The organism is Paenibacillus chitinolyticus NBRC 15660 (genome assembly GCF_000739915.1).
GTDB classification, from domain to species: Bacteria; Bacillota; Bacilli; order Paenibacillales; family NBRC-103111; genus Paenibacillus_F; species Paenibacillus_F chitinolyticus.
Window position 1 is genome coordinate 350,238 of sequence record NZ_BBJT01000006.1, and the last position, 19,481, is coordinate 369,718.

16 protein-coding genes are annotated in these 19,481 nt (G+C 56.0%); 7 read left to right on the forward strand and 9 right to left on the reverse strand.

Going from position 1 to position 19,481, the window contains the following annotated elements; genetic code table 11:
- Window positions 1-216: 216 nt before the first annotated feature.
- Window positions 217-6,303: a cadherin-like beta sandwich domain-containing protein gene (locus PCH01S_RS29355; protein ID WP_053228740.1), complete on the reverse strand. Its 6,087-nt coding sequence runs from the start codon at window positions 6,301-6,303 to the stop codon at window positions 217-219.
- Between the two features lie 274 nt (window positions 6,304-6,577).
- Here PCH01S_RS29355 and PCH01S_RS17085 point away from each other — a divergent pair, with 274 nt between their 5' ends.
- The 4 genes from PCH01S_RS17085 to PCH01S_RS17100 are packed head-to-tail and all read left to right on the forward strand — an operon-like array spanning window position 6,578 to window position 8,653.
- Window positions 6,578-7,063, forward strand: coding sequence for a GNAT family N-acetyltransferase (locus tag PCH01S_RS17085; RefSeq protein WP_042231128.1), 486 nt, complete (start codon window positions 6,578-6,580; stop codon window positions 7,061-7,063).
- The gene (locus PCH01S_RS17090; RefSeq protein WP_042231130.1) at window positions 7,060-7,560 is read left to right on the forward strand and encodes a phage tail protein; all 501 of its coding nucleotides are present in this window, start codon (window positions 7,060-7,062) and stop codon (window positions 7,558-7,560) included. The genes PCH01S_RS17085 and PCH01S_RS17090 overlap by 4 nt, the downstream gene beginning before the upstream one ends.
- Before the next feature lie 31 nt (window positions 7,561-7,591).
- Window positions 7,592-8,092: a phage tail protein gene (locus PCH01S_RS17095; RefSeq protein WP_042231132.1), complete on the forward strand. Its 501-nt coding sequence runs from the start codon at window positions 7,592-7,594 to the stop codon at window positions 8,090-8,092.
- Window positions 8,093-8,110: 18 nt separating this feature from the next.
- A complete protein-coding gene (locus tag PCH01S_RS17100; RefSeq protein WP_042231133.1) occupies window positions 8,111-8,653 on the forward strand; it encodes a phage tail protein in 543 nt (180 codons plus the stop codon).
- A gap of 142 nt (window positions 8,654-8,795) precedes the next feature.
- On the opposite strand, the gene PCH01S_RS17105 is transcribed toward PCH01S_RS17100, so the two are convergent.
- From PCH01S_RS17105 to PCH01S_RS17135, 8 genes are all read right to left on the reverse strand, one after another.
- On the reverse strand, window positions 8,796-9,023 hold the full coding sequence (locus PCH01S_RS17105) for a DUF7336 domain-containing protein (RefSeq protein WP_042231134.1): 228 nt from the start codon (window positions 9,021-9,023) through the stop codon (window positions 8,796-8,798).
- Entirely contained in the window at window positions 9,020-9,403 is a 384-nt protein-coding gene (locus PCH01S_RS17110; RefSeq protein WP_042231135.1) for a hypothetical protein, read from the reverse strand. Before PCH01S_RS17110 ends, PCH01S_RS17105 begins: the two co-directional genes overlap by 4 nt.
- A 227-nt stretch (window positions 9,404-9,630) precedes the next feature.
- The gene (locus tag PCH01S_RS31425; protein WP_241688826.1) at window positions 9,631-9,861 is read right to left on the reverse strand and encodes a hypothetical protein; all 231 of its coding nucleotides are present in this window, start codon (window positions 9,859-9,861) and stop codon (window positions 9,631-9,633) included.
- Between the two features lie 79 nt (window positions 9,862-9,940).
- A complete protein-coding gene (locus tag PCH01S_RS17115; protein ID WP_241688825.1) occupies window positions 9,941-10,624 on the reverse strand; it encodes a DUF4405 domain-containing protein in 684 nt (227 codons plus the stop codon).
- Window positions 10,625-10,717: 93 nt separating this feature from the next.
- A complete protein-coding gene (gene galU, locus PCH01S_RS17120) occupies window positions 10,718-11,629 on the reverse strand; it encodes a UTP--glucose-1-phosphate uridylyltransferase GalU (protein ID WP_042231136.1) in 912 nt (303 codons plus the stop codon).
- Entirely contained in the window at window positions 11,626-12,105 is a 480-nt protein-coding gene (locus PCH01S_RS17125; RefSeq protein WP_241688824.1) for a GtrA family protein, read from the reverse strand. Before PCH01S_RS17125 ends, galU begins: the two co-directional genes overlap by 4 nt.
- Window positions 12,098-13,078, reverse strand: a complete 981-nt coding sequence (locus PCH01S_RS17130; RefSeq protein ID WP_042231137.1) for a glycosyltransferase family 2 protein — start codon at window positions 13,076-13,078, stop codon at window positions 12,098-12,100. The genes PCH01S_RS17125 and PCH01S_RS17130 overlap by 8 nt, the downstream gene beginning before the upstream one ends.
- Complete coding sequence (locus PCH01S_RS17135; protein WP_042231138.1) at window positions 13,075-15,456, reverse strand: glycosyltransferase family 39 protein; 2,382 nt, start codon at window positions 15,454-15,456, stop codon at window positions 13,075-13,077. Before PCH01S_RS17135 ends, PCH01S_RS17130 begins: the two co-directional genes overlap by 4 nt.
- Window positions 15,457-15,802: 346 nt before the next feature.
- On the opposite strand from PCH01S_RS17135, the gene PCH01S_RS17140 reads away from it, so the two are divergent.
- The 3 genes from PCH01S_RS17140 to PCH01S_RS17150 are packed head-to-tail and all read left to right on the forward strand — an operon-like array spanning window position 15,803 to window position 18,889.
- On the forward strand, window positions 15,803-16,489 hold the full coding sequence (locus PCH01S_RS17140; RefSeq protein ID WP_042231139.1) for a response regulator transcription factor: 687 nt from the start codon (window positions 15,803-15,805) through the stop codon (window positions 16,487-16,489).
- Complete coding sequence (locus tag PCH01S_RS17145) at window positions 16,486-18,021, forward strand: sensor histidine kinase (protein ID WP_042231140.1); 1,536 nt, start codon at window positions 16,486-16,488, stop codon at window positions 18,019-18,021. The genes PCH01S_RS17140 and PCH01S_RS17145 overlap by 4 nt, the downstream gene beginning before the upstream one ends.
- Window positions 18,022-18,049: 28 nt before the next feature.
- Window positions 18,050-18,889 (forward strand): hypothetical protein, encoded by an 840-nt coding sequence (locus tag PCH01S_RS17150; protein ID WP_042231141.1) that lies wholly within the window; start codon window positions 18,050-18,052, stop codon window positions 18,887-18,889.
- Window positions 18,890-19,481 lie beyond the last annotated feature (592 nt).

Here is a 19,481-nt window from a genome sequence, read left to right on the forward strand (position 1 = left end):
TTCTGCTCTCCATTCTATATGATAACGCACCGTCATTAAACATGCACACGGCATGTATGTCTCCAATTGCACCCAATCACCTTCAGTCGTCTCAAAAAGTTCGGAAACCTAGAAGAAACCCGGCAACCTTCACCGGCAAAAAAAAGCCGCATCTTATAAATAAGATGCGGTTAATCCTCAGGATTTGTCCGGCTGAGGTTTATTATTTTCGGGTTTTTATTTCCAAATTTCCCGTCCGTTCACGTGCTTGTATGCATGGTAAACGGAAGCTTCCGTCACGTCCTTATATCCCCAGAAGCTGGCGGGAACATCAGACCATGCCTGCGGAATGCTCGCAGGCACACTTTCCGGCTGACGGCCGAGCAGCTTGTTGAAAATGACGACCGCCTGCGCCCGGGTAAGCGCCTGGTCCGGTCTGAACGTGCCGTCCTCGAATCCCGCCAGCAGACCGGCCTTTTCCGCTTTCCGGATATTTTCGGCGGCCCAGTGGCCTTGAACGTCCGTGAAAGCAGAAGTTCCCTGCACGGCCGGAAGCTGTTTCAGCTTCACGAGAATCGTGGCCATTTCGGCACGTGTCAGAATGCGTTCCGGATTAAACTTGCCGTCCGGGTAACCGTCCATAAGCTTGCCTCCAAACACGGCCGTCACATACTGGGAAGCCCAGTGCGTGGCCGGTACATCGGCAAACGGATTTTGGGCGGCGGCGGAAGTTTCATTTGCGAAAAGTCTGGCCAGTATGGCTGCCAGCTCCGCCCGCGAAATTCCTTTGCCCGGCTGGAACGTTCCGTCTGGATAGCCTTCCATGTAAGGCTTGTGCTCGTGGTACGTCCCCGAAGGTTTCAGAGCGATATCGAGTTTTAAAGAAGTAAAATCTTTTGCAACGATTCCGCTGCCCCGGTCGCTTCTGCTGTCGTAGGTTTCATACCCGTCTTTTTCCGCGATCAGATAGTAGGCCCCATCCGGATATACGAGCCAGCCGTAACGGCCGTCACTCGAAGAGGTTTGGGCATTCTTGTTCTGTCCCGGCATCATTTTCGCAAGCTCCGGCAAAGAAACCGGCGTTCCCGCGATTTTTCCGGCGGAACGATTTTTTTCCGTATCGGCCCAATACAGGGTCACCTTAACGCCCGCAAGCGCAGCGCCTGTCTCCGAGTCTCGGATCGTACCGAAGGGGTTAATTTCAGGCGTCCGGAACACCGCCGTGTCGGAGCTTACGACAAGCGTTCCGGCCGCTCCGGCAAGCTTTTCGCCGTTAGGAGCAGTCAAGGAAAGAACGATTTTATAAGTTCCGGCGGAAAGCGAGTAAAGCGTGAACTTTCCTGAGGCGTCGACGCTCACATTTTGCTTGAACAGCGTGGCGCCGTCGGTGCTGTAAATGTCCGCAACCAGCTTCACGTTATCTCCGATGAGCTTGGTGATGGATTGGTTAAGCACCTCTCCCGAAGAGGAAACGACCTCGATACGTCCGTCGATCGGGCGCTCTGTTGAGCCACCGCCACCTCCGCCTCCGCTGCTTTCGCGCGTAAACGTAACGGTATAGGTTTTGGTGGTCCCGTTCTGTGCGGTGACGACGATCGTTACCGGATTGGCGCCGACGCTCAGCGCAATTTGACGGCCGCTTCCGGCCGGAACGGCCGTTCCGTTAACAGTTACCGTGGCGGTAGGATCCGCAGGCGACGGCGTTACAGTAACTTCCGACACGGAATGGTTCACGGAAGCCGCGTATGCCGTCACGCCCGGTGCAAATGCCGGAGTCAGCGTTCCCGCGCTTACGGCCAGACCGCTGAGGTCCGCGTTGCCGGACGGAGGAACAGCCCGGGTGACGATGATAACGTAGCTGTTCTTCGTTCCGTCCTGCGCCGTAACTTGGACGGTTATCGTGTTCGCTCCCGTCAGGAGCGGAACGATTTCGGAGCCGCCCGCGGACAGAACGTGTCCGTTAACCGATACCGTTGCCGTACTATCGGCAGCCGCCGGCGTTACCGTAACCTCGGTTATATCGTGGGCGACATCCGCGGTGTAACTGGTCTGGGTTCCGGCAAAAACCGGACTGAGCGTGCCGGGGCTGATCGTCAGCCCGCTTAACAGCGCGTTGCTCGAAGGCGGAGCTTCCCGGTTGATCGTGACCGTATAGGTCTTCGTTGATCCGTCCTGCGCCGTCACGACGATCGTGACCGGATTGGCTCCCATGATTAGCGAGATGTTGACGATCTGGCCGCTCGAAGCAGGGTTTCCGCCGATGGTCATCGTCGCAGTAAGGTCCGCAAGCTGTGCGGTCAGATCCAGATCGTACACGTCCGATGCCACGGTGGCCGTGTACAGCTTCGTTCCTGCGGAGAAGGCAGGCGTCAGCGTTCCCTTGCTCAGCGTCAGAGCGCTGAGATCCGCGTTGCTTGAAGCCGCGCGTGTGACCGTCACGGTATACGTTTTAAGCGTGTTGTTCGCCGCTTTAACGACAATCGTGATCGGGTTATCGCCCACATTCAGCGCTACCGGTTTAGGGGTTCCGCTGACTACGGCGTCTCCGTTCACGGTGATTGAAGCGGTCGCATCCGCCGTCACGGCCGTTACATCAATTCCGGTCGAAGCGTTCGGTACAGCCGCCGTGTAGCTAAGCTGTGCCGGACCAAACAGAGGCGTCAGCGTTCCCTCGCTGAGCGAGATGCCGCTTAAATCCGCGTTTCCGGATGCGGCCCGGGTGATCGTCAACGTGTATGTTTTGACGCTCCCGTTCTGCGCCGTCACCTGTACTTCTACCGTATTGGAACCTACGTTCAACGAGACGGCAGAAGCGGTTCCGCTCGTCACGGATTTTCCGTCCACCTTGACGAAAGCCGTGCTGTCCGCTGTCGCAGGTGTAACGTCAACCGTGTTCACGGAGTTGGCCACATTTACCGTATAGGCCGTAGTTCCCGGTGCGAATGCAGGGTTGAGCGTTCCGGCGCTTAAGGAGAGCGAGCTTAAGTCCGCATTCCCCGATAGCGGAGCCGCGCGATTGACCGTTACCGTGTACGTTTCGCTCGTTGTTCCGTCCTGAGCCGTCACTACAACGGTAATCGTGTTGTCGCCGACGTTGAGCGACACCGGAACCGCCGTGCCGCTTGTCGCCGCATGACCGTTCATGGTCAATGTTGCCGTGCCGTCCGCGACTACCGGCGTTACATCAATGCTCGATACGCCAGTCGCTACCTGAGCCGTATAGCTCGTTGTGCCGGAATCGAAAACCGGTGTCAACGTGCCTGCGCTCAGCGTTAAGCTGCTTAACAGCGCGTTGCTTGAAGGCGCCCGGGTGATCGTCAGCGTATACGTTTTGGGCGTACCGTCCTGCGCGGTGACGAGCAGCGTAACCGTATTGTTGCCCACGTTCAACGAGACGGGAACCGGAGTGCCGCTTGCCGCTGCCGTGCCGTTGACTTTAAGCGTCGCCGTGCCGTCCGCTACCGACGGCGTTACGTCCAGCCCGAAGACACTGTTCGGAACATTTACCGTATAAAGGGTCGTTCCCGGTGCAAAAACTGGGCTGAGCGCTGCGCCTCCGCTTAGCGTGATTCCGCTCAGATCGGCGTTATTGGAGCCCGCCGCCCTAGTTACTGTGACCGTGTAGGTCTTCGTCGCACCATTCTCTGCCGTAACGAGAACCGTAACCGTGTTAGGTCCGACATTCAGCGGTACGGAAGATGCACTCCCACTCGTGACAGCTTGGCCGTTGACTGTAACCGCAGCATGGCTGTCCGCCACTGTAGGCGTTACGTCAAGAGCAGTGACTCCATGAGCCACACTGGACGTGTACGTAATCGTACCGGGGGCAAATCCGGGATTTAAGGCGGTTCCGGTCAGGACCAAGTTACTTAAATCGGCATTGCCGGATAACGGTACCGCTCGGGTAACCGTGACCGTGTAGGACTTCTGTGTCGTGCCGTCCTGCGCCGTTACCAGAACGGTGATGGTGTTGGCTCCCACGTTCAGCGGTACAGATGACGGGCTGCCGCTGGTAACCGTACTGCCGTTCACTTTAACCGTCGCCGTGCCGTCCGCAAGGGTCGGCGTTACGTCGACGCTCGTTACGCTGTCCACCACACTGGCCGTGTAGCTCGTCGTGCCGGAGGCGAAAGACGGGTTGAGCGTGCCGGCGCTTAACGTTAAGCCGTTCAAGTCGGCATTGTTGGATGCCGCTCGCGTAACCGTGAGCGTGTAGGTCTTCTGTGTCGTCCCGTCCTGCGCCGTTACCACAACGTTGATGAGGTTGGCGCCCACATTAAGCGGTACAGATGACGGGCTGCCGCTGGTAACCGTGCTGCCGTTCACTTTAACCGTCGCCGTGCCGTCCGCGACCGTCGGCGTTACGTTGATGCTGCTCACGTTGTTTGCCACACCGGCCGTGTAGCTCGTCGTACCGGAAGCGAAAGCCGGGTTAAGCGTTCCCGTGCTGAGCGTTAAGTTGTTCAAATTCGCATTCGTGGATAAAGGTGCTGCACGGGTAACCGTGATCGTGTAGGTCTTCTGTGTCGTCCCGTCCTGCGCCGTTACCAATACAGTGATGGTGTTGGCTCCCACATTCAGCGATACAGGCGACGCATTGCCGCTTGTAACCGTGCTGCCGTTCACCTTGAGGGTCGCCGTGCCGTCCGCAAGGGTCGGCGTTACGTCGACGCTCGTCACGTTGTTTGCCACTCCGGCCGTGTAGCTCGTCGTACCGGAAGCGAACGATGGGTTGAGCGTTCCGGCGCTCAACGTTAAGTTGTTCAAATTCGCATTCGTGGATAAAGGTGCCGCACGGGTAACCGTGACTGTGTAGGTCTTCTGTGTCGTGCCGTCCTGCGCCGTTACCAGAACGGTGATGGTGTTGGCTCCCACGTTCAGCGATACGGGCGACGGACTACCACTGGTAACCGTGCTGCCGTTCACTTTAACCGTCGCCGTACCGTCCGCAAGTGTCGACGTCACGTCGACGCTCGTCACGTTGTTTGCCACACCGGCCGTGTAGCTCGTCGTGCCCGAGGCGAAGGTCGGGCTGAGTGTTCCGGCGCTCAACGTTAAGTTGTTCAAATTCGCATTCGTGGATGCCGCACGCGTTACCTCGACCGTATACGTCTTCTTGGTCGTGCCGTCCTGTGCGGTGACCTCAATCGTAATGGTGTTGGCACCCACGTTCAGCGATACGGGCGAAGGACTGCCGCTGGCCACCGCGCTGCCGTTTACTTTAAGCGTTGCCGTGCTATCTGCAACCGTCGGGGTTACATTAATACTTGCCGTGCCGTTTGATACATCGGCCTTATAGCCGCTTGTTGTTCCTGACGCAAACACCGGGCTGAGCGTCCCCGTGCTTAATGTTAAATTGCTCAGGTTGGCGTTTGTAGAAAACGTGTTAAACTGCGTCAGCATAGCGCCGGATCCCCCAACGGCGATAAACCTTCCGTTAGCAAAACCCACATGGTTTAAAAAATCGCCGCCCGTTTTCTCCGGACTCCATGTAATGCCGTCGGGAGAGGAGGCTATCGTTCCGGGTCCCCCTCCTGTATCGCCTACGGCCACAAACTTGTTCGCGCCATAAGCAATGCCGTATAAGTTCATCCCGGCCACGGAGACCGTTCTGGGCGTCCAGGTGATTCCGTCGGAGGAAGTAAGCACCCTCTGATTTGACCCGCCGGCAACGAATTGGCCGGCTCCGTAATTAACGCCCATCAAGTCTTCCGGGCTGCCCGAACGCGTCGTCCAGGTGATCCCGTCGGGAGAAGTTCGTATCGTGCCGGAACCGCCAACCGCAACGAACAAACCGCCTCCATACGTAACGCTGTAAAAATTGGCCGCAGTTCCCGAAGTCCTGGGGGTCCAAACAATACCGTCCGGAGAGCTCAGAATCACCCCGCTATACCCCGCGATGACCCATACGGTGCCGTTATATGCAGCCGCACTCAGACTGGCGGATGCCCCCGTCGTGCGAACCGTCCAGGTTATGGCATCGGGCGAGGTCGCGATTTTACCGCCCGCTCCCGTCACTATCCACTGGTTTCCGGCATAGTTCACTCCTACCGCCGACGGAAGGCCAATGGTTGTCTTGCTCCAGCTTAGCCCGTCGGATGACGTCATAATCGTACCCATGTTACCGACGGCCACCCATTTTCCGTTTCCGTAAGCAACCTGGTTTAAATCCGTTCCCGCATTGTTAGGAACCGTATCCCATGTGCCTGCCGCCTCCGCGGTGCCTATCCAGTTCCCCGCACCGCCGGTACCGGCGACAAGCAGGAACACCAGGGCTATCCGCAGAAAGCGGCCCCACAATCCCGTTTTGCCCAACTCCTTCATGTGAACCTCCCATTTCGATTGATAAAGGTATGACTGAATCTATGCCGTCTGGCTGTTTAAACGCGAAATTGATTTTCATCCCCCCATAAGATCGCCGGAATACAAGTCCTCATTTTGAGACTTAATTTCATTTTAATAGAAATGAAAGAAAAACTCACCAAAAAAATAAAGACAAACAGCCTATTGCATGTCACAAAATGTATATATTTTGTAGAAACCTTGTGGTATTCTGAAATGGAAAATAGTTCTTAACTCCTGAAGAGGGAGGTCCCCTGTGTTAAAAAAAATATCCGAGCCGGAAGACCAGCCGTTTCTGTTCGAGCTTTACTGCAGCTCCAGGATGGCGGAAGTGCGGGCTTGGGGCTGGGACGAAGCAACCCTGCGGACTTTTCTTCACATGCAGTACAGCGCCCAGAGCGCTTCTTACCGGCAGCAGTATCCCGAAGCGGAGTCGTACATCGTCTGCCAAGACGATCAACAGGCCGGAAGAATTCTGATCCACCGGACGCCCATCTGTATAAGAATTGTGGATATCACCATCCTCCCGCAATTCCAAAATCAAGGACTCGGTACAAAGTTGCTTCAAACCCTCATGGAAGAAGCACGTGAACAAAACCTTCCGCTCCGGCTTTCCGTACTTAGAACCGGCAGAGCGCTGGCCCTGTATGAACGGCTAGGCTTTCAAAACGCGGGAGAGAACGACATGTATCTGGCTATGGAATGGAATCACGAAACTTGTAAAGAAGGTGACCGCTCATGAGTGAATCTTATTTAGGCGAAATACGGATGTTCGGAGGCAATTACCCGCCGCAAGGATGGGCGCTGTGCAACGGCCAGCTTTTGAGCATTGCGGAGAACGAAGCTCTATTTGTTCTGCTTGGCACGACCTATGGAGGAGACGGACGAACCACGTTCGGACTGCCGGATTTAATGGGCCGCATCCCGGTTCATCCGAATCAGACGTACATCCGGGGATCGAAGGGCGGCACGGAAACCGTGACGCTGAACCAGACGCAGCTGCCTCAACATACCCATATCCCCTATGCGACAGCAAATCTAGGTACGGAAAACTCTCCGGCCAATAACACCTGGGCAACCGCCATCACCCAGAACTATGCGTCTTCCGGCACGACAACGCCCATGAATCCGCAGACCCTTTACTCCGTCGGCGGCAATCAACCTCACGACAATATGATGCCATCGGCTGTCATTACTTTCATCATCTCTCTTTACGGGGTTTTCCCGCCGCAACCTTAAACACAGTTGATCATATAAGGAGGAACTAACTATGTCCGAACCATTTGTGGGGGAAATCCGGTTGTTCGCCAACAACTACGCTCCGCGCGGCTGGGCTTTTTGCGAGGGACAAACCCTTTCCATTAACGGAAACCAGGCTCTTTACTCTCTGATCGGCACCGTTTACGGAGGCGACGGTAAAACAAACTTTAAACTTCCCGATCTTCGGGGCCGTGTCCCGATTCACGTAGGCACCACCAACCCTTTGGGTCAGTCCGAAGGAGAAGCAGCTCATACGCTTACTATCAATGAGATGCCTGCTCATTCACATCAAGTGTCCGCTTCGGGGAATCCCGGTTCCACCTTTGCTCCCGCAGCCAACGTTTGGGCCGATGAAACGGCCCTTTACGAACCCCCTTCGACTCCTGCCGTTTCGATGAACGCAGGCGCCCTGTCCATCGCCGGACAAAGTCAACCGCACAGCAACATGCAGCCGTATCTGGTCGCTAACTTCGCCATCGCCCTAGTCGGCATTTATCCTTCGAGGAACTAAAGAGAGGAGCACTATTTTATGGCTGACGCTTACCTAGGAGAAATCCGCATATTTGCAGGTAATTTTGCACCGAGAGGCTGGGCGCTCTGCAACGGGCAGCTCATGCCGGTTTCCCAAAACAGCGCTCTTTTCGCCATCTTGGGTGTCCAATACGGCGGAGACGGCAAAACCACATTCGCCCTGCCGAATTTAATGGGCAAAGCTCCGATGCACCAAGGCGCCGGGCAGGGACTGACTCCGCGCGTTGTCGGTCAGTCGGTCGGCTCGCCTGCCGTGACTCTGCTTACGACGGAAATCCCTTCGCATACTCACATTCCCCAATCGGTGAATGCCCCAGGCAGCGATACAAACCCGACGGGGAATTTCTGGGCGCAATCTCCGCCCGAAGGCCGGCCCGGCCGGGAAACGCAGCGGAATCTATACGATCCCACTCCGAATGTACCAATGAATCCGCTCAATCTTTCCGTTACCGGCGGCAGCCAGCCGCATAACAACATGCAGCCTTATCTTGCGATGAATTTTATTATTTGTTTGAGCGGGGAATTTCCGCCAAAACAGTAAACGTCTAATAAAAAAGCCTTTCCGCCCTCTAAAAGGGCGGAAGGCTTTTTTATTAGACGTCTTTTTTCACGATCATTTAGTTTAAATCAGATGCGTAGGCTGTCATTCATTGAGGAGTCCAATACGTTCATTTTTATACGGATTAATTTCCGTAGATCAAGCCAAACATAAACCCTTCGGTCCACTCATTTTCATCGACTCTATAAGCATCTATGTAAAAATCATTCGGAAATTCCTTAAAACCCGGCAATTCTTTATATTTCTCTATCACAGCTTCGACTTTCTCTTTGGAAGAGTAGATACCGATTATTTTCGTGTTTTCGTTTTCATTCCATTCATAGCTATGTTGTAATAAGAAAACCGTTATCATAGTTGTCCTTTATCTCCAAATTCGGGAGGCTGGTCCCCCATTAATTTTAAATACTCCTCATACGCTTCCTGAATTTTTCTCCGGCAAACTTCTTCCCATGTTTTTTTAAGTTCTGAGATTCTGCCCTCATCTGCGTCAGCCGGGATCATTTCACCGCCAAATCCAATCCATGCATCCATATCAAGTACTTCCCCGTATTCTCCTGCATAAGCAATTTCATGAGGGGCACAAGTAGAAGCCATGTACGTGCAGCAGTTATCGAAACAGTGATATCCCGGCTCTCCTATGCCATTTTTGCAAAAGGAAGGCGCTACGGTCCCGTTGGCATCAGACCAAGTTTGCGTGCAATACAATTCCAGTACCAAATGTTTAATCGCCATTGATTGACCTCATTTTTCATATAATTCAAAGAATATTAGAGTGTTTTTATGCATAATAATCTCAATATACCCCTTACTAATATCATATAAAATATTCCTCGGTTAAACATTAGGAGATTTTGTCGAAAACAAATCTTAAATCCAGATACACAAAATAACACACCGCCATACAAAAAAAACCGGCCGCCCCGAGGTTCCCCCCTCAAGACTTCCGGTCCTATATCTGTTCATACCACTTTCGGCTTAGATTGCGCCGTTCCGCTTTTCGCGTGCTTCCTTCTCCTGCCCCGCTTCTCCACGTAATACGTTATGGCGACGAATACGCCCATCATGGCCGAGTAAACGGCGATGACTCCCAGCGGGTTCGGGCTTGCGAAGCCTCCGCCCCCTCTTCCTTCCCCGGGGTGAAAGCCGCCCGGAACCGCCGCCCGCTCTGCTCCCGGCCCGCGCTCTTGCACGCCGGAGCTCCGTCCCTCGCCGGACGATTCGCCGGTGGTTCCCGAACCAGCCCCGGTGGATGAAGGCTGCCGCTCCCCGTCAAAACCCCCGGGCGGCTGACTGTCCCCACCGGTGGACGTGCTCTGCGGCCGCTGCCGGCCGCCGCCGGCCGCCGCCCTCCTGCATCATCGGTGAAGAAGCGGACGTGATGCCGAGCACGCTGCCGACTCCTTCCAGGCGAGTCAAGTAATTCGTCGTGTACATTTCATAGACGCCGAATGCAACAATGGCTGCAGCCGCGATTTTAGCCGCCGCAGCCCCAGCTTTTCCCCGAAATCTCTCGGGAAATATCCGGCCCGTCACCTGGATGACCCACTGCCAGTGCATTCCCACGTGGACGCCGATCAGAACCAGCACGAAGTAAGAAATGCTGATATGCGCCATTTTGAACCAGCGCTCCTCGCCGAGGTGTATTCCCCGGAATACGACTTCGGATATCAGAATGCCGCTTACGATGATGAAGGTCATCGTGACAAGCAGCAGAACATTGAGCAGATAGCCGAAGCGCGTTTTTCCCGGCAAGTTACGGTCCATGATGCGCAGGGTTACTTTCTTCACCCACTGCAGGTTCAGTAGAATATGGGTCAGAAAGGCGAATGAAATCGCCAGCCCCGCTATCTCGTGAAACGTCAGTCCGCCTAAAACTCTCTTATTAAACAATAAGACCAGCGTAAGCGCCATGACGATATCGAGCGCTAATTTTATGAAGGTTATTTTTTTCATGGTTCATGTCTCCCGTACCCGTTAATTCTTTGTCGCCTTTTTCATCGTCATATCTCTCTATATTTTGTGCCCATCCCATCCCGTCCGGCCTTCCTACGCCCTCCGCCGCTCGCGTTGGAGCTTCCAAGCCTCGGCTTCCTGCTGGTACACGAGATTTTTCAGGTAGGGAAGAAGCTGTGAGGCCAGCTCCTCACGTTTCAGCCCGATTTCCAGCACCGCCTTGAGATAGCCGAGCTTATCCCCGATATCGTAGCGGTTTCCGGCCAGTTCCAGGGCGAGCAGCTCCTCGCGTTTGGCGATTTCATGCAGCGCATCCGTCAGCTGGTATTCGCCACTGGCTCCTTTTTCGATATTTTCCAGTATGGGGAAAATAGTCGGCTCCAGAACATACCGGCCCATGACGGCCACATTGGAAGGGGCGCTGCCGAGAGACGGCTTCTCCACCAGTCCCGCTACGCGGTGAATCCGGTTCCTCCCTCCGGCCGAGTCGATGATGCCGTATTTGTCCACCTCGGAGTCCGGTACGGGCTTGACCCCGATCACCTGCCGGCCCGTCTCCTCATAGAGGTGGATCATCTGCCGGAGTGCGGGCGGATCGGAGACCATGATATCGTCCCCGAGCAGGACGGCGAAAGGCTCGCTGCCGATAAACTGCTTCGCGCACAGAATGGCATGTCCGAGTCCGAGCGGCTCCTTCTGGCGGATAAAATGGATCTTGGCCATCTCGCTGATCGCCTGCACTTCTTGCAGCAGCTTCATTTTGCCTTTCTCGCTCAAAGTCTGCTCAAGTTCAACCGACCGGTCGAAGTGATCCTCGATAGACTTCTTGTTGCGCCCGGTTACGATGATAATGCTTTCGATCCCCGACCGGACCGCCTCTTCCACGATATATTGGATAGCCGGTTTATCGACAATCGGCAGCATTTCCTTGGGCTGCGCTTTGGTCGCGGGCAGAAAACGCGTACCCAGCCCCGCTGCCGGGATAACCGCTTTTTTGATCGTCATGACTTTTCACTCCCTGTAGGTGTTGGTAAGCGGAAAACCCAGTATCGGCTCCCCGCATAGTTGATCCATGAGCTGGCAAATGTTGCCGCCAGTTTGCCCGTTACGAGCGGCCAGCCCAGTCCGCTGTGCGCCCACTGGAGCAGAACCGTCGATACGGCAAGCGAAATCAGATTAATCAGGAAAAATCTTGCGATTTCCCGGGTGCCTCGCCCCGTCCGGCTGCGGAAAGTCCAGCTCCGGTTGAGAAAATAGCTGTTCAGCACCCCGAGCAGGAAAGCGATAACTTGTGCCGTTAAATAGGACACGCCCGCTTCCGTCAAGAGCAGGAAGGCTGCGAAATCGACACCGGTGTTCAACAGACCGACCAGCCCGAATTTCACGAGCGGCAGGAGACGGTTACTCCGGCTGCCCAATCTGTCCGGACTGCTCAGTCCGCCCGGGCCGCCCTGGTTACTGAGGTCCCTAGAGTTACTCATAACGGGCCAGCCTTTTGGGCATCGGCCCTTCCTGCTTTTGGAGACCGTGGCATTCCCTAACGATATAGAGCGGTCTTCCTTTCGTTTCATCGTAAATACGGCCGATATATTCGCCCAGAATACCCAGCATAAGCAGCACAAATCCGTTGAAAATGAGCATGATGCCGACGACCGACGGCCAGCCCTTTAACGTCGCGTCCGTAAACAAGGCGAGGTAAACGACATAGAGAAGATAGAGAAATCCCGAACCCGAAAGCAGAACCCCAAGATATCCGGCTAGCTTCAGAGGCTTGTAAGAGAAGGACGTGATGCCGTCCAGGCTGAGCTTAATCATCCTTTTGAGCGGATACTTCGTCTCACCCGCAAGGCGTTCGTCCCGTTCATACTCGATCGCCGTCTGTCGGAAGCCTACCCAACTGACCAGCCCACGGACAAAGCGGTTGTTCTCGGGAAGCTTCTTCATCTCGTCGCAAACCTTCCGGTCCATCAGCCGGAAATCTCCCGTGTCCACGGGAATATGAATATCCGTCGAGGCTCGCAGCACGCGGTAGAACAAACTGGCGGACCATTTTTTGAAAAAGGTTTCTCCGCTCCGCTTCACCCGCTTCGCATAGACGACCTCATAGCCTTCCTTCCACTTCCCGATCATCTGCAAAATGAGCTCCGGCGGGTCCTGCAAATCGGCGTCTATAATGATAACCGCATCTCCGGAAGCATAGTCCATGCCGGCCGTGATTGCGATCTGGTGACCGAAATTGCGGGAAAAGTCGATCAGCTTCACCGTTTCGTCCCAGGCGGCGTACTCCTTGATGATTTCGGCGCTCCGGTCCCTGCTCCCGTCATTGATAAAAATCAACTCGTACGTTTCGGAGGCTTCGCTCATCACGACTTTCAAACGTCTGTACGTTTCCTGAATGACCGCTTCCTCGTTATACATCGGAATGATAATGGAATAGTTCACCTTCGGTGTCATGACGCGTTCCCTCCATCCTCTATGGTTACTTCATATAAAGTCATACTACCCATGCGGCCTCCGTCCATCCCGGCTGCCGCACCGGTGTCGGTTTGTGTCTGAGCAGACCCGGACTGCCATTCTTCGGACGAAATTTTCTTGCCGTGCTGCGCGAGCCATTGAGTCAGCTCCGCATTGCCGCCGCGGCCTCCTCCGCCTTCGGAAATCAGGAAATATTTTAATTTCCCGGTTTTGACCATGTCCTCCAGCTGAGCCGTCGTGTAAACCGGATCGTTGCCCGAGAATCCGCCGAGGGTGACGACTTTTTCCCCTTTGTCGATGATATAAGGCGCCGCGGTATTATAATCGGATGTCGCGAATAAGTACGTCGTGCTGCCGATATGAGCTTTCATGTAAGCGAGAAGCGCTTCGTTCACGCTCCGGCCTCCCATGCCGCCGCCCATTGCACCCGGCGCTCCCCAGCCTCCGGCGCTGCGGTCCGTTTCGCTGCCTATGCTGGCGCCTCCGGTCGAAGCGTCAGGGCCGTCTCCGCTGCCGGCTTCCTGGGTTCCCGGGCCCGCACCCTGATTTGCGCCGTCACCGTTCTGCGGGCCGGAGCCCGCTCCATCGCTGCCGCCGCCGGGCATCATGCCTCCCCCCGGCCATTGACCCATTGCGCCGCGGTCGCTGCCGCCGGAAGGTCCCGCCTGCGGAATCATACTGTTGAGTCCGTAAGTAATCGGGGTCGCCGCCCAGTAGGCCGGTCCGATGAGCAGGACGAGAAGCCCCGCAACGGCCGCCGCATAGGAGAAGCGAGTTATCCTGAATTTCAGGACGATAAGCACAATTGCCGCCGCCGCGCCGGTCAGGCCGACGCCATAGGTCCAGCCGCTGCCGATTGTGCCGTTGTAGGGCGCCATAATAAACACTTGAAATGCCGCCGTCACCGCCACGGCTGCCGGAAGCAGCCAGGAAAGCCACCCCGATTTGCTCCGGTACGCGCTCCACATCTCGGACCAGCCCGCACCTGCAAGCGCGGCAATCGGAGGCACCAGCATGATCAGATAGTAGTGGTGGAAGAAGCCCGCCACACTGAAGAAAGCCATCCCGGGCAGAAGCCATGAGAGCCAGAACAGGCTCTCTTTATGCTTCCGGGTGAAGTTATTCCGGCGCAGGCCGGCGAGCAGGGCGACGGATGCCAGGGCCGCGAAAGGAATCATCCAGCTCGCCTGTCCGGACAACGCCGACTGGAACAGGCGCAGCGGGCCTTTCTCGCCCGTGCCGAACATGCCGCCGCTGCCGCCTCCCGGGCCTCCGCCGAATCCGGGCGGCTGGCCTTGGCCGTCCCCGCCCGGGACGCCCGGCATTCCGCCGCCGTTAGCTCCATCCGGCACAGCCGCGCTGCCGCCGGTGGCTCCGCCGACGCCCGGCAGCGTGCCGTTGTCACCGGCGCCTCCCGCGGCACTCTGACCGCCGGTTGTTCCGGCGCTGCCGCTGTCCGTGCCCGCCGTTCCCGGAGCCGTGCCGACGGCGTCGCCGGTCCGGCCGTCCACCCCGCGGCGCTCGCCGCCAGGCATACCGCCGCGTTCGCCGCCCGGGCCTCCGCCCTGATTGCCCGTCAAGCGCGAAACGCCGTTATAGCCGAATGCCAGCTCCAGGACGGAATTGGTTTCGCTGCTGCCGATGTAAGGCCGCTCGCTTGCCGGAATGGAATCCACGATGACCGCCCAGGAGACGGAGATCACCAGCATAAGGGCAATGGCGCCGGACAGTACGCCGGCTTTCTTTTTCCAGGTGCTTTTAAACGCGAATAAGTAGAAGAGAACAAAGGCAGGCAAAATCATATAAGCCTGAAGCATTTTCATATTAAAACCGAGTCCGATGAGGGCAAATGCGCCAAGCAGACTGAGGACGCTGTTTCGTTTAATGGCTCTGAACAGAAACCAAGTGCCGAGTAAAAGGGTAAAAACAAGCATACTATCAATGTTGTTGGTCCGGCTTACCGCCACCGCAACCGGTGTGCACGCCATAACGAGAGCCGATATTCTGGCCGCCGCCGTTCCGAAGGAAGGTTTAACGAGCAGGTAGATCAGCAGGATCGACCCGACGCCCGCAAGGGCCTGGGGCAAAATGACGCTCCAGCCGTGAAGGCCGAAAATATAGGCGCTCACCGTCTGAATCCAGAACGTGACGGGCGGTTTGTCCACGGTTACGGAACCCGCCGAATCGAGGGAACCGAAGAAAAAATTGTGGAAGTTTTGCAGCATGCTCGCTACCGCCGTCGTGTAGTACGTATTGGCGTAAGCATCGAGCCAAATGTTGTAGGTGTTCAGAAATACGCCGAGCAGTAAAATAAAAACTAGCGGAAGATCGACTCGGAATCGTCTGTTGCTTATCATGGTTCTCCACTCCTTAATTGTCTCTTGCGAAAATGAAATTTACATCCCCCGGCAAAAACGTTACCATCGAAAAAGAAATAAAAGCGCCATGCCCCGCTGTCGGCCTGTGCCGGCCAAATGATAGATCGAAAGCCTTTTGCCGCGCTTCCGGCTCGTCGCCGGGTATGCTTGTATTGTGCGGCGTGTGCCTGAACCCTTCTTGAAGGCTGGCTGAATGTTTGCTGAAAGCCCGGCAGGAAGCCCATATGATTAAGCGGAAGCTCAGGCTGCGTTCAGTTTCCATTCAGTTTCGTGACGGATAATCCGTGTATAGATAATAGAAAGAAGACCCCAAGAGGTGATCCCCATGAAAAATGTAAAAGACATCCGCATTCTGCTTGTCGATGACGAGCCGCACATTTTGCAATTTCTCGAATTCGGCCTCGTGAATGAAGGCTTTGAAATTAGAACGGCTTTGGACGGCATGAGCGCCATTAATCTGGTCCGGGAATTTCAGCCGCATGTCGTGATTCTGGACGTTATGATGCCCGGCATGGACGGCTTCGAAGTGTGCCGTCTGCTAAAGAAGAACGGCAGCAACATCGCCGTCATCATGCTGACCGCCAAGGACGAGGTCGAGGACCGCGTCAAGGGACTGACCATAGGCGCGGACGATTACCTCGTAAAACCGTTCAGCTTCGAGGAGCTTCTCGCCCGGATCGAGGCCAGGCTGCGCAACCAGTTTCCCGGCGTTTTCCGGGAAATCGCCATCGGCCCTTTCCGGATCGACGACCCGAGAAAGGAAATTATTTTCGGGGAGAGATCGCTGGAGCTTTCGCCGACGGAATACGAGCTTCTGAAGTTTCTCGTCGTTAACCACGGCATCGTGCTCAGCAAAACGAAGATTTTGGAAAAGGTGTGGGGGTATGACTTCGGCGGAGAAGAAAACATCGTGGAAGTGTATATCCGCTCTCTGAGGGACAAGCTGGGAGACAAGGAGCACCGGTTAATCCGTACGCTCCGGGGTGCCGGATACCGGCTGGACTGGTCATGAAACAAGGCCGGACTCTGACCCGCGCCGCCCGCCTGCTGGCCCCCCGCTCCCTTCAGTTCCAGTTGTTGTCGCGATCGCTCTATATTTTGGCCGCGCTTCTTGTCCTGGTCGGCGCTCTTCAATCGATATGGATGAAAAATTTCCTGTACCGCAACAGGGCCGAGACGATGTCCATCCAGCTGAACGGACTGCCCCGCGACCTGCTGGACCGCTCGTCCCTGCTTCCGGAAAGGCACGGCAAAAGCAAAGAGGAGGAAGAAGTCCAGCCTGGAATGGAGCGCCCGCGAGGTCCGGTGCTGTTCCTTCCGGATACGTCTCTTGCGTATATCGCTCCCGACGGAACCTTCACGGATTTGACGAAAGAAAGCGGGATGATCTCCCCGCAGCTGCCGGCCGTGGAATACACCGCCGTCCGCGAGAAGATGGCCCCCCGGCGGCCCGCTTCCTATAAAATCGTGCAGGATGCCGCGGGAACCGAGCAGCTTGTCGTCTTCCGGCCGGCGGAACGGTCGGGCAGCTTCGGCGGTATTATCCAGATGGGAACGGGCACGGCCCAACTGCAGGCCGTCGTGCTGCAGCAGCTCTGGATTTACGGGGCACTCGTCGTGCTTGCCCTGGCGGGCGGCCTCGCGCTGAACATTCCCGTGATGCGCCGTACGCTCCAGCCGCTGAACAAAATGGTCGAAGCCGTCGAACAGACCGACGCCGGCAACCTGAATGAACGATTTCCCGAGACGCAGGGCCAACTGGAGATCGACTCCCTCGCGAAATCGTTCAACGGCATGCTCCAGCGCCTGGAGACTTCTTTCATCGCGGAACGCGATGCGAAAGAACAGATGCGGCGCTTCATCGCCGACGCCTCCCACGAGCTGCGCACGCCGCTGACTTCGATCCACGGCTTTCTCGAAGTGCTGCTCCGCGGGGCGGCGGACAATCCGAAGCAGCTCTATGCCGCTTTGACGAGCATGCACGGCGAATCGACCCGCATCAAGAAGCTGGTCGAGGACCTGCTTACGCTGGCCAAGCTCGACCGCGCTCCCCAGCTTCAGCTCTCGGATACGCGGCTGGACCGGCTTCTTCTGGAGATGGAGCCCCATCTCCGGATGCTGGCGGGCACCCGCACGGTTCATATCGACCTGACCGCAGGCGTACGCGGAACCTTCGACCCGGACAAAATGAAACAGGTGATCCTGAATCTGTTTCATAACGCGGTCCAGCATACGGACCCGGAAACCGGCGTCATCACGGTCATTTTATCCGCGGACAGGGACGGAATCTCGCTGAAGGTCAAGGACAACGGTCCGGGCATCCCCGAAGAACACGCGGCACATGTGTTCGAGCGCTTTTACCGCAGCGATTCCTCCAGAACCCGCAAACACGGCGGAGCCGGACTCGGACTGTCGATCACGAAGTCGATCGTCGAAGCCCACGGCGGTACGATCTCCGTCCGGAGCCGTGAGGGCGCCGGTTCGACGTTCGTGCTCACCTTCCCTGAAAACGGTGAAAATAAAGGCGGAAAAGTGTTAAAATAAACGGGATAAACAGAAAGGCGGAGAAGCGATGGTATACGCGTTTACGATTCAGCCCGGCATCTACCACGCCTTCGAAGACGAGGCGGAGCAGATTGAACAATGCAAGGAATGGGGCCTGCTGTCCGGTAAGGCAATCAAGACCAAAGCCTTTTTTTATAAGGGAAACGGACTGAACGTTCCCTGCACCATCGTCGGGTACACTGACAAAATGACCGCTGTCATCGAGCTCGACAACAAGCAGCAGCACTGCATCCATCCTTCCTATTTGAAGGAAATGCAGGCGGCGAATTACGGACAGAGGCAGTGGTCCTCAGGCGAAGCCGCCCCCGAAGCCGATGCTTCGGAAGAGAACGAGCCGGCCGGGAACGTGGAAACCGCGGCGGATGAGGCCGTCGAGACTTCGGCAGGTGCCGTGCAGCAAGCGCAGCCTACCGCAGAGCCCGTGCCGGCGCCACAGACGGAGAGCGCAGCCGGGCAAGCCGCTCCGGCCGATCCCGACAGGCCCGCCGCCGCATCCGAAGCCGTCGATGCGCCTAAAGCGAAGGCCAAGAAAGAAAAAGCGCCCAAGCTTCAGCTTCCGGAAGGGAAAGTGAAGATGACCGCTAAGGTGCAGGATTTCACGACGGTTCCCAATCATTTTTCCGATAACGACGATGAGGTCATCATTTACGAAAATGTGGCCATTGTGGAGCCGGAAACGGATATCGGCACTGCCTGGTCCAGCCATAGCGCGACGCTGAAAAAGCTGGAGCTCGAAGTCGGCGATACAATCACGTTCGAAGCCAAGATCGTGGCCAAGAAGCTGACGCGCTATCCCGTGCCTTACAAAATCAACAATCCCGCTAAAATCCAGAAAGAGCAGGAGTAGCAAACCCGCCGGCTTGTTGCGGGTTGCATTAGTCCCGGGCCACGGCTTGCTGCGGGTTTCGGGTTGTTCCGGATTCGAACGGCGGCTTGTTCTACCCTCTAAGATTTTGTTCCGGGCCCGCGCAAGCCTTGTAACATGACCCGGGCAGTTTCCCCTTCCCGGTTTCCGCTTTTAGCGCCTCTTTTAACCGAAGGCCGCATAAAGATCCATTCGCCGTAAAAGGCACCGTCCAGACGCACGTTTCCCGTGCTTCCGGACGGTGTCTCTTCTTTTTGTCAGTCGTCAATATTTTGTCAACCATTCTTCACCGTTTACTCACAGGTATTGTGAAAATAATCACAGCTAAGTGTGTAAGATAAAATTAGAAGCATTTGGTTTGAGTCTTCTAAGATCTCATCGTTTTACAATCATTTCCCGGGGCGGTGAAAGTATGAAACCGTTTAAACGTCAGGAGAGACGGCTGATGATTCTCATGTTCGTCGTGGCCGCCGTTATGCTGCTTTCCTTTCTGCGCAGGTTGTTTGCATAAGCCTGCATGAGCCTGCATACACCTGCATGTACCCGAAACAAGAACATTCCAGGGGGAGTTGAT